Annotated in this window: 9 protein-coding genes; 5 read left to right on the forward strand and 4 right to left on the reverse strand. The window is 63.3% G+C overall.

What is annotated here, in order from left to right; translation table 11 throughout:
• Positions 1-26: 26 nt before the first annotated feature.
• Positions 27-194 (reverse strand): hypothetical protein, encoded by a 168-nt coding sequence (locus VJ698_RS20045; protein WP_324104586.1) that lies wholly within the window; start codon positions 192-194, stop codon positions 27-29.
• Positions 195-444: 250 nt separating this feature from the next.
• On the opposite strand from VJ698_RS20045, the gene VJ698_RS20050 reads away from it, so the two are divergent.
• From VJ698_RS20050 to VJ698_RS20060, 3 genes are read left to right on the forward strand one after another with little or no spacing between them, the layout of a single operon-like run.
• On the forward strand, positions 445-1,518 hold the full coding sequence (locus tag VJ698_RS20050) for an HlyD family secretion protein (protein ID WP_324104587.1): 1,074 nt from the start codon (positions 445-447) through the stop codon (positions 1,516-1,518).
• Entirely contained in the window at positions 1,515-4,307 is a 2,793-nt protein-coding gene (rbbA, locus tag VJ698_RS20055; protein WP_324104588.1) for a ribosome-associated ATPase/putative transporter RbbA, read from the forward strand. The genes VJ698_RS20050 and rbbA overlap by 4 nt, the downstream gene beginning before the upstream one ends.
• Before the next feature lies 1 nt (position 4,308).
• Positions 4,309-5,430, forward strand: a complete 1,122-nt coding sequence (locus tag VJ698_RS20060) for an ABC transporter permease (protein ID WP_324104589.1) — start codon at positions 4,309-4,311, stop codon at positions 5,428-5,430.
• A gap of 195 nt (positions 5,431-5,625) precedes the next feature.
• Here the strand turns inward: VJ698_RS20060 and VJ698_RS20065 are convergent, their stop codons facing one another.
• The 3 genes from VJ698_RS20065 to VJ698_RS20075 all read right to left on the reverse strand — a co-directional run bounded on the left by VJ698_RS20065 (position 5,626) and on the right by VJ698_RS20075 (position 8,791).
• Positions 5,626-6,093 carry an Lrp/AsnC family transcriptional regulator gene (locus tag VJ698_RS20065; RefSeq protein ID WP_324104590.1) on the reverse strand — a complete coding sequence of 156 codons (468 nt, stop codon included), beginning with the start codon at positions 6,091-6,093 and terminating at the stop codon, positions 5,626-5,628.
• A gap of 841 nt (positions 6,094-6,934) precedes the next feature.
• Complete coding sequence (locus VJ698_RS20070; protein WP_324104591.1) at positions 6,935-7,564, reverse strand: glutamine cyclotransferase; 630 nt, start codon at positions 7,562-7,564, stop codon at positions 6,935-6,937.
• Between the two features lie 9 nt (positions 7,565-7,573).
• Positions 7,574-8,791 (reverse strand): helix-turn-helix domain-containing protein, encoded by a 1,218-nt coding sequence (locus VJ698_RS20075; RefSeq protein WP_324104592.1) that lies wholly within the window; start codon positions 8,789-8,791, stop codon positions 7,574-7,576.
• A 115-nt stretch (positions 8,792-8,906) separates the two neighbouring features.
• Between VJ698_RS20075 and VJ698_RS20080 the strand changes: the two genes are divergently transcribed.
• Entirely contained in the window at positions 8,907-9,710 is an 804-nt protein-coding gene (locus tag VJ698_RS20080; protein ID WP_324104593.1) for a thioredoxin family protein, read from the forward strand.
• A gap of 2 nt (positions 9,711-9,712) precedes the next feature.
• Positions 9,713-9,973, forward strand: a complete 261-nt coding sequence (locus VJ698_RS20085) for a hypothetical protein (protein ID WP_324104594.1) — start codon at positions 9,713-9,715, stop codon at positions 9,971-9,973.
• Positions 9,974-10,188 lie beyond the last annotated feature (215 nt).

Genomic DNA, 10,188 nt, shown 5'->3' on the forward strand with positions numbered 1-10,188 from the left:
AACGAACGGGTTTCGGCAGCGGTATATCAATTGCCGCTATCGGACAGCCATTCGATTTCGGTCGGCGCCGTGCTGTTGGCGCTAAACCAGTAGTCGACGGCCTGCATCATCAAGTCACCAACGAGTCCGGCATCAATACCCTTGGTGGTCGCCACCCAACTCATCGCTTCACGGTCGCAGCAGACAAGAAGCAATACTCAATGTGAACTGTTCGGTTGGCAGCTTCGCTCTCCCTCATTCTTGTTATGGACGTACAGGCCCCCGACTCGAGGCCACTCTTGATTCACTGCAATGCGTCGGCGACACAGTATGTCAAACTGAAACCCAGGGTGAGCATCTCAGGGCTTTGATCAATGCGATTCGGACGGTCTGTCGGGACTGGTTTCGACTTTCATCGGGCAGACTCCAAATGCTGGTCGTCGCGTACAGAAAGTGAGTAGCACCATGGTCATTAAGTGGAGGACTTGGCTCGTCCGCGGCGGAGTGGTGCTTGCCGCGGGCGCGCTGATCCTTGGCGCGTGGCAACGCTTCGGGCCACGCGGGACCAACGACGAACTGGCCAGCGGCAACGGACGCATCGAGGCGGTGGAGATCGACGTCTCCTCTCGGGTGGCCGGACGGGTCAAGGAGATCCGGGTAGCCGAAGGCGAGTTTGTCACGGCGGGACAGTTGCTTGCAGTAATCGAGACAGAGGTGCTGGACGCCCAGCGCCGCCAAGCCGAAGCGCAACGGCTCCAGGCCGAAAACGCCGTCGCCACGGCGAGGAGTCAACTGGCGCAGCGTAAAAGCGACAGGGCGGCGGCACTGGCCGTCGTCGCGCAGCGCAACGCCGAACTCAAGGCCGCCAACACGCAGCTGTCACGTTCAGAGGCACTGTCCAAGCAAGGCTTCATATCGCCGCAGGTGGTCGACAACGATCGAACTCGGTTGGAAAGCGCGCAGGCGGCGATCAGCGCGGCGCGCGCGCAGGTGGTAGCCGCCCAAGCGGCGATTGTCAGCGCGCAGTCCCAGGTGGCCGGCGCGCAATCCTCGGCCGCGGCAGCGCAGGCGAACGTCGAGCGCATCCAGGCCGACATCGACGACGCCCAGTTGAAGGCGCCGCGCGATGGCCGAATCCAGTATCTGGTGGTACAGCCGGGCGAGATCGTCGCTGCAGGCGGGCGTGTGATCAACCTGCTTGATCTTAGCGACGTGTACATGACCTTCTTCCTGCCCACGGCCGCGGCCGGGCGAGTCGCGTTGGGCACCGATGTGCGGCTGGTGCTTGACGCCGCGCCGCAATACGTCATCCCCGCGCGGGTGTCCTTCGTTGCCTCCGAAGCCCAGTTCACGCCGAAAACCGTCGAGACCGCGAGTGAGCGTGAGAAGCTGATGTTCCGCGTCAAGGCCCAGCTCCCGCCCGAGCTGCTGCGAAAGCACATGGTCCAGGTGAAGACGGGCCTGCCCGGCACGGCCTATGTGCGGCTCGACGCCACCCGCGAGTGGCCGACGCGGCTGCAGCTGAAGACGCCGCCATGAACCATGCCGGCACATCGACCGGCGGGCCCCCGGCCGAACCACCGCCGGTCGTCAGGCTGGAAGGTGTGGGCCTTCGCTACGGCGCGGTGGTCGCGCTGGAAGCGGTGGACCTGGTGATCCCGGCCGGCGGCATGGTCGGCCTGATCGGTCCGGACGGCGTGGGCAAGTCGAGCCTTCTCGCGCTGGTGGCGGGTGCGCGTTCGATCCAGGCCGGCCGCATCGAGGTGCTGGGCGGCGACATGGCCCGCGCGCAGCACCGCAACCAGGCCTGTCCGCGCATTGCCTACATGCCCCAAGGCCTGGGCAAGAATCTGTACCCGGCGCTGTCGGTACACGAGAACATCGACTTCTTCGGGCGGCTGTTCGGCCACGGGCGACGCGAGCGCGAGGCCCGCATCGCCGACCTGTTGCAGGCGACCGGCCTGGCACCGTTCGCAAACCGGCCGGCCGCCAAGCTGTCGGGAGGCATGAAGCAGAAGCTGGGCCTGTGCTGCGCGCTGATCCACGACCCCGATCTGCTGATCCTGGACGAGCCGACCACCGGTGTGGACCCGCTGGCGCGCCGCCAGTTCTGGGACCTGATCGCGCGCATCCGCGCCGCCCGGCCGACCATGAGCGTGCTAATCGCCACTGCCTACATGGAGGAGGCAGCCCGCTTCGACTGGCTGGTGGCGATGAACGACGGCCGCGTGCTCGCCACCGGCAGCCCAGACGAACTGCTGCGACGCACCGGCTCGGGCAGCCTGGAGCAGTCGTTCATTACGTTGCTTCCGCCCGAACATCGCACGGGCTATCGGTCTGTGGCCATCGAGCCGCGCATTGCCCGGCCCGATGGCGAGACAGCGATCGAGGCCCAGGGCTTGACGATGCGATTCGGCGATTTCACCGCGGTTGATCATGTGGATTTCCGCATCGAACGCGGAGAAATCTTCGGCTTTCTTGGATCGAACGGCTGCGGCAAGACGACCACGATGAAGATGCTCACCGGCTTGCTGCCGGCCAGCGAAGGCGAGGCCCGTCTGTTCGGCCACCCGGTGGACCCGCACGATCTGGACACCCGCCGGCGGGTCGGCTACATGACGCAGTCGTTCTCGCTCTACGGCGAGCTGACCGTGCGACAGAACCTGGTGCTGCACGCCCGGTTGTTCAGGATGGCCGAGGCCGGCATCGCAGCGCGCATCGCCGAGATGGCGCGTCGCTTCGGCCTGGCCGAGGTGATGGACAGCCTGCCGAACGCACTGCCACTGGGCCAGCGACAGCGGCTGTCGCTGGCGGTGGCGATGATCCACGGCCCGGAGCTGCTGATCCTCGACGAACCCACGTCGGGTGTCGACCCGGTGGCGCGCGAGGCCTTCTGGCAGATCATGCTGGACCTGTCGCGCCGCGACCAGGTGACGATCTTCATCTCCACCCACTTCATGAACGAGGCCGAGCGCTGCGACCGGATCTCGCTGATGCACGCCGGCCGGGTGCTCGTCAGCGACACACCCGCCGCGATAGTCGAACGGCGCGGCGTGACCACGCTGGAAGAAGCTTTCATCAGTCACCTCGAGCTTGCCGACGGCGCAGGCAGGGACGACCGCCCGTCCCCGGCTGCGCCCGCCCCGACAATCGAGCCACGGCAGGGTCGGCCCGCGAAGGTCGCGAACAGACTCGCACGCGGTCTCGCGCTGCGCCGCCTGTTCAGCTATGCCTGGCGCGAGGCGCTTGAGTTGCGCCGCGATCCTATCCGACAGGCACTAGTGATCCTGGGCAGTGCAATCATCATGCTGGTGCTGGGCTATGGCATTACGATGGACGTCGAGAACCTCGCATTCGCGGTGATGGACCGCGACCAGACCACCCTCAGCCGCGACTACGTGCTGAACGTATCAGGATCAAGGTATTTCACCGAGCGCCCCCCGATCCGCGACGACGCGGACATGGACCGCCGGATGCGCGCCGGCGAGATCAGCCTGGCGATCGAGATCCCGCCCGGTTTCGCGCGCGACGTCGCCCGGGGCACGCCGGTGGCGATCGGCGCCTGGGTCGACGGCGCCATGCCGATGCGCGCCGAGACGATCCGCGGTTATGTCCAGGGCATGCACATGCATTGGCTCACGACACGCGCACGCGAGACCTATGGCGCTGCCGCAACGGCGGCCAGCTTCAACATCGAGACGCGCTTTCGGTACAACCCGGATGTCAAGAGCCTGCCGGCCATGGTGCCAGCAATGATCCCGCTGCTGCTGATGCTGATCCCGGCGATCCTCACGGCGCTGTCGGTGGTGCGCGAGAAGGAACTCGGCTCGATCGTCAATCTCTACGTCACGCCGGTGACGCGGCTGGAGTTCTTGCTTGGCAAGCAGCTCCCCTACGTCGCGCTCGCGATGGTCAACTTCGGGTTGCTCACGGTGATGGCGGTGTTCCTGTTCGGCGTGCCGGTCAAGGGCAGCCTCCTCACGCTGGCGGCGGCCACACTGCTGTATGTGGCCGCCGCCACGGCGATCGGCCTGGTCATGTCGGCCTTCGTGCGCACCCAGGTGGCCGCGCTGTTCGGCACCGCGGTGCTGACGATCCTGCCGGCGGTGCAGTTCTCGGGGATGATCGATCCAGTTTCATCGCTCGAGGGCGTCGGCGCGTGGATCGGTAGGGTCTTCCCTACCACCCACCTGCTGACGATCGCGCGGGGCACGTTCTCCAAGGGGCTGGGTTTTTCCGATTTGCAGGCCTCCTTCATTCCGCTGCTGGTAGCCGTGCCGCTGCTGATCGGACTGGGCACAGTGCTGCTCAGGAAACAGGAGCGCTGAGATGCGTCCAGCCAACATCCTGCACCTGGGCGTCAAGGAGTTCCGCAGCCTGCTGCGCGATCCGATCATGCTGGTGCTGATCGTGTACGCCTTCAGCGTCGCGATCTACACCGCGGCCACCGCGATGCCGGAGTCGCTGCACAAGGCGCCGATCGCGATCGTCGACGAAGATCGATCGCTGCTGTCGCAGCGCATCGCCGATGCGTTCTACCCGCCGCTGTTCATGCCGCCGGTGCACATCAGCCAAGCCGAGATGGACGCGCGGATGGACGCCGGCCTGGACACCTTTGCGATCGACATTCCGCCGCAGTTCCAGAAAGACGTGCTGGCGGGGCGCCCACCCACCGTCCAGCTCAATGTCGACGCCACGCGCGTGAGCCAGGCCTTCACCGGCAGCAGCTACATCCAGACCATCGTGACCGGCGAGGTGAATGCCTTCGTCCAAGGGCAGCGGACGGCATCGACACCCGCGGTCGACCTGGCGCTGCGGATGCGCTTCAACCCGACGGGTGACAAGAGCTGGTTCGGCTCGGTGATGGAAATTGTCAACAGCGTCACGATGCTGTCCATCGTGCTCACCGGTGCCGCGCTGATCCGCGAGCGTGAACACGGAACGGTGGAGCACCTGCTGGTGATGCCGGTGACCCCGTTCGAGATCATGAGCAGCAAGGTTTGGGCGATGGGCGTTGTGGTGCTTGTGGCCGCCGCGGTGTCGCTGCGCCTGGTCGTCCAGGGCTTGCTGGCGGTGCCGATCGAAGGCTCCATCGCCCTGTTTCTGGCGGGCACCGCCCTGCACCTGTTCGCCACGACATCGATAGGCATCTTCCTTGCCACCGTCGCGCGCTCGATGCCGCAGTTCGGCCTGTTGCTGCTGCTGGTGCTGCTGCCTCTTCAGATCCTGTCGGGCGGCGTGACGCCGCGCGAGAGCATGCCCGAGCTGGTCCAGTTCATCATGCTGGCGGCGCCGACGACCCACTTCGTCAAGCTCTCGCAGGCCATCCTTTACCGCGGCGCAGGGTTCCTTGTCGTCTGGCCCCAATTTGTCGCATTGACGGCGATCGGCGCGACGCTGTTCGCCCTCTCGTTGGCCCGCTTCCGCAAGACTTTGGCAGCAATGGCTTAAGGCTACGCTGAACAAGTCCCGCGATGGGGCGTGACGAACGAAGCTCCCTGCTCCAAAGTGGTCGGTGACGACTGGCTCCTTCTGGCCGGTTTCGCCCGTACAGGCAAACACCCCGGCTGGCCGCATTGAACCACTTTACAGCCGCACCTGGCTTGTCCGTAGATCTCTGAATGCGCTCCACTGTCTTCGCGTCGCTCACGGCGTCACTGAATGCACGCGCTTCAGGCAACGTAGGGCGAAGGTCGACCGGCTATGGCGAATGCCAGGAATCTTGTACAGCTTTTGGCGAAGGAACTGCTCGTACCCTTCTGTCCCCGAAACCGCGACTTTGATCAGGTAATCGTATTCACCAGTGAGGAGATAAGCTTCAATCACTTCCGGCAAGTTCGCCAACGCGTCGCCAAAACGCTTGAAAATCTCATCGTCATGCCGGTCCAGCGTCACCTCAATGATGACAGTGTCCGGCAATCCAAGCACGCGCTGGTCCAGGAGCGCGACATACCCAGTGATGAATCCCGCTTCTTCCAGTGATTTCACGCGGTTCCAGCAGGGCGTTGGAGACAGGTTCACCATTTCGGCCAGCTTTTGATTACTGATGCGCCCATCGCTGCTTAGCGTGCGAAGAATTTTGCGGTCGATTTCGTCCAGCTGACCTTCCCTCATTGCAGGAATTCCTTTTCTAATCTATGGATCACCAGGTAATTTTATCCACAATTTTTCTTCGCCATAGGAGTTTATTCTTCCATCAGGCCGTTTCTCTCAAAAAAACAGAAGCACTTTTTGCATGCTCCGCCGTATGATTTCCTCGTGCTCACAAGGCACAAACAGGCCTGCACTCTACCGCCTTCCCTGACCTTGGGAAGGCGGACATGCCTCAGTTCCCGGAAACCTGTTCAGGTGTGCTCGTGCTAGCAGCAATCGCACGCACGGCAGCTGGAGATCGAGGAGATCCCATCCCTCGGGTTGCCGCCACGGTTGCTCACGCCCGCGCTGTACGCTGCGAATATGGCGGCGCGCAGACCAGAAAGCGCCGCTATCCTGCTGTTTTTTTCTTGCATTTGGGCGATGGACCTCGGTATTTCTATTTATCTTTGCGGGAGTGGCGCTGGCGAAGATACGGAAGGTCTGAACTTCTTTGGCAGGTTCCCGGCACAACTCCACTGCCGGCCAAGGAAAGACGGCTCCTGGCCGCCTGTCGTCTGTCCAGGCTGTTGGCCTTCGGTCCGCTTCGGGACACTGACCAGACATCCAAGATTTGCTTTCGAATTTACACTGTCGACCCTTCACAGACATTGGGCTTTCATCTGCAAATGTCCGCTGTCCTTTCCTCTTCGGCCATTCGACGCATTTTGTTCGTGCGCGCTCCCCGTGCGAAAGGTTAAGCTCGATCACCTGCGGACGACAGCATCGACCGATGTGCAACAGTCTGCGGCTGGCCGCTGGCACTTGCGCATAGATGCTGTCTCCGAGGGCGCCATGATAAATGCGCGGATGACCGTAACGCTCAATCCGGACGGCGTACAGTACGGATCTTGCCGCTGGGTCCGCCTCCGCAAAAGAACCTGTCCTTGCCGTCGGATTCGAGTCCGGAAATTCCCGTGCCGGCAGGCATGGCCACGCGCTCGATCACTTCGCCGTTTTGCGGATCGATATGGCGCAGGTCGCTTTCATCGCCTTCCCACGTGCCATGCCATAGCTCACCGTCGAGCCAAGTGACACCAGTGACAAAACGGTCGGACTCGATGGTGTGAAGAATCGCGCCCGTCTCCGGATCGATCCGATGAATCCGCCGGCCACGATGCTGTCCCACCCAAAGCGACCCTTCTGCCCAGGCAAGGCCGGAATCGCCTCCCTTGCCCGGCGCAGGAATCGTCGAGAGCACTTCACCGCTGTGCGGATCGATTTTCAGAATGCGGTCTTCCACGATCTGATACAAATTGCGGCCATCGAAGGTACAGCCGGCCTGGCAGGCAACGTCGATCGAGCGCGTGATTTCACCGGTCGCCGGATCGAGGGCTGTGAGCTTTCCGGCGGCGAACCAGAGGCGTTCGCCGTCGAATGCCACCCCGCCGACGGACTCCCCACCTGCGAAGGGGCCATATTCATGCAGGATTTGAGCGTTGTGATTTTTCATGTCTCCATCCTAATCACCTGGCAGCGCATTGCGGAGTAACAAAGTTGACGGGAACCCCGGCACCGACTGCTTCACCCAACGGCGCGACGGCCCCCGTCCGACGAATCTTGCCTTGCCCGCTTCCGCCAATTCGTTCAGGGCGCGCTGTATCGTGCGCGGGCTGGCATCGAGCGCGATCGCCAATGCCGACGTGGACCAGGCTTCGCCGTCGGCGAGCAAGGCAAGGACTTCGCCATGTTCTTCCTCCGGGGGCGCCAGCACGGCCACATCATGCCTATCGTGCGGAACAAGTGCGAAGCCTTCTGCCGTCGCCCTGACGACGCCGACGTCGCGAATCTCCTTGCGTAGCCGTCCGATTTCGACCCTCAGCCGGGCACGATAGGATTCATCGGCTTCTTTCCCGCGGAATGCGCACGCGACCAGCGCCTTGCGCGACACGTCGCCAGGCCAGCTCTCCGCCAGCATTTGAACCAGCGCAAACAGGACAGGACGTGTCTTGAGCGACACCACCGTTTGCCCTGCGCGCACCGCGTGGCGGCAAGCATCGATCACCAGCGTGCGCGAGGCGATCAGGTTTTCCACCTCGTCGAGGAACAGGTAACGCTCCTCGCCTCGCGCGCGCAGGCGTGCTACGGGCATGGCGAGCACGTGTGCTACGCCCGCAACCTCGGCAGCCAGTGCGGGGATGCCTGCCGCCTGCGAAGCCAACTCCGCACGTTGCAGCGCTTCTCGTGCGCCACGCGTCTGCAAACGTCGGATCGCAATACCGGCCAGCACCATTTCGTATGCCGCCTTCAGCGCGGGCGGCAGTACGCCCGCATCGACTTGTGCGAGCCGCGCTTGTGCGTCATCCAGCCGACCGATCAACAGCAGGCGTCGTACTTCGATGTGAAGGGCGTGCGCTGCATTGAGCCGGTCGCCATGCACCTGCAAGGTTGCCCGCGCAGATGCAAGCGCCTTGGGCGGCCAGCCCAGGTCGCGCGAGACGAGCGCGACCTCGGCCTCGGCAACGATGCAGCGTGCGCGCGCCACCGCTTCGTGCGGACCGAATGCGGCGACCGCCCGCTTGAGCAGCGCCTTCGCGCGTACCAGGTCGCCCAGCTGCGCCATCGCAATGCCGCGCAAGGCCAGCGCCGGCCCGTCGTCGCGCAAGGCGACGCGCTTCAAGGCACCGAGCAGATCCCCGGTTGCGAGCAGGCGCGCCGCAGCGGCAATCATTGCGTCCATCGCGATCCCGTCAAGATTGTCACTCCCGGTCCTCCCCGCTCCCGCCATAGCATGTCCATACGCACCGACCTTCACACACACAAGGCATGGTACCTCAACCCGGTAAAGGAGAAAGATGATGACAACGCACAAAATCGGCACCCGCGAAGAATGGCTTGCTGCCCGCCTCGACCTTCTGGATGCTGAAAAGGAACTCACGCGATTGAGCGACGCATTGGCGCAGCGACGCCAGCAATTGCCATGGGTCAGGATCGACAAGGATTACCGTTTCGAAACGGAAAGCGGCAATGTCGGCCTCGGGAGCCTGTTCAAAGGACGTTCGCAACTGCTGGTCTACCACTTCATGTTCGGCCCCGACTATACGGCGGGCTGCCCGTCCTGCTCGTCGATTGCGGATGGCTTCAACGGCATCACCGTGCATCTGGAAAACCATGACGTGGCATTTACTGCCGTCTCGCGTGCCCCGCTCGCCAAACTACAGGCCTTCAAGAAGCGCATGGGCTGGAGTTTCGATTGGGCATCCTCTGGTGGGAACGATTTCAACGCCGATTTCAACGTCTGGTTCAGCGAGCAGCAGCAGCGCGACGGCACAGTCGAATACAACTATCGACGCGAACCGGCAATGGAAGGAATTCGCCGCGGCCAGACTGTTGCGGAATGGCGCGAGGAAGGCAGCGGCAGCCCGATGGAACAGATAGCCGCCTCGACCGGCACCGACATCGCCACCTACACGCGCGACAGACCTGGCATCAGCGCTTTCGTGCTGGAAAACGACAAGATATATCACACCTATTCCAGCTACGCCCGCGGCGTCGATGGCACTTGGGCCATGTACCAGTGGCTGGACCGCGCACCGAAGGGCCGCAACGAGCACGGCATCTGGTGGCGCCGTCACGACGAATACGGCCAGGCGGCATGATTATGCCCACGCAACCGGTCGCTCAGGCGGGACAATCCGGTGCGTCGGCGGGCAAGGCAGCGTGGTTCGCCAGCTGCCTGTGCCTGGCGGCGTCACCGAGCTTCGCCGTGATGGCTCTCATCTGCACCATCGCAGGCGATGCCGATCCGATCTGCTCCGCCACCCGCGGCGCCTTCCCTTTTGGCGGAATGAGTACGATGTACTGGCTGATGTCCGTTTTCCACTTGCCGGTCTGGCTGAACAAGCTCCGGCACCGCCGGTGACGGACCCTAATTCGAACGTTGAACGGCAGTTCATCGCTTGAAATCAGTCACATCCAGAATTGTGGCGAAGGTCCGCTTCTGGCGTGCGCCGTGATAAGGCGGTGTTGTTCCAGTGGGTGCAAGCCCCACCCGGCGAAGTGCTCCTGCCGGAAGCAACCGGAGCAGTCGTGAAGGCAACGAAGCGGCTGAAGCCTTCGGTGAAGCGTGTCACAAAA

Origin of the sequence: Noviherbaspirillum sp., assembly GCF_035254685.1 — a bacterium.
In the GTDB taxonomy this organism is placed as follows: Bacteria; Pseudomonadota; Gammaproteobacteria; order Burkholderiales; family Burkholderiaceae_D; genus Noviherbaspirillum.

Bases quoted from the DNA above. Each gene is read 5' to 3' on its own strand.
- VJ698_RS20060 (WP_324104589.1), top strand. From the start codon at position 4,309: ATGCGTCCAGCCAACATCCTGCACCTGGGCGTCAAGGAGTTCCGCAGC.
- VJ698_RS20085 (WP_324104594.1), top strand. From the start codon at position 9,713: ATGCCCACGCAACCGGTCGCTCAGGCGGGACAATCCGGTGCGTCGGCG.
- VJ698_RS20080 (WP_324104593.1), top strand. From the start codon at position 8,907: ATGATGACAACGCACAAAATCGGCACCCGCGAAGAATGGCTTGCTGCC.
- VJ698_RS20070 (WP_324104591.1), bottom strand. From the start codon at position 7,564: ATGAAAAATCACAACGCTCAAATCCTGCATGAATATGGCCCCTTCGCA.
- VJ698_RS20075 (WP_324104592.1), bottom strand. From the start codon at position 8,791: ATGGACGCAATGATTGCCGCTGCGGCGCGCCTGCTCGCAACCGGGGAT.
- VJ698_RS20050 (WP_324104587.1), top strand. From the start codon at position 445: ATGGTCATTAAGTGGAGGACTTGGCTCGTCCGCGGCGGAGTGGTGCTT.
- VJ698_RS20065 (WP_324104590.1), bottom strand. From the start codon at position 6,093: ATGAGGGAAGGTCAGCTGGACGAAATCGACCGCAAAATTCTTCGCACG.
- rbbA (WP_324104588.1), top strand. From the start codon at position 1,515: ATGAACCATGCCGGCACATCGACCGGCGGGCCCCCGGCCGAACCACCG.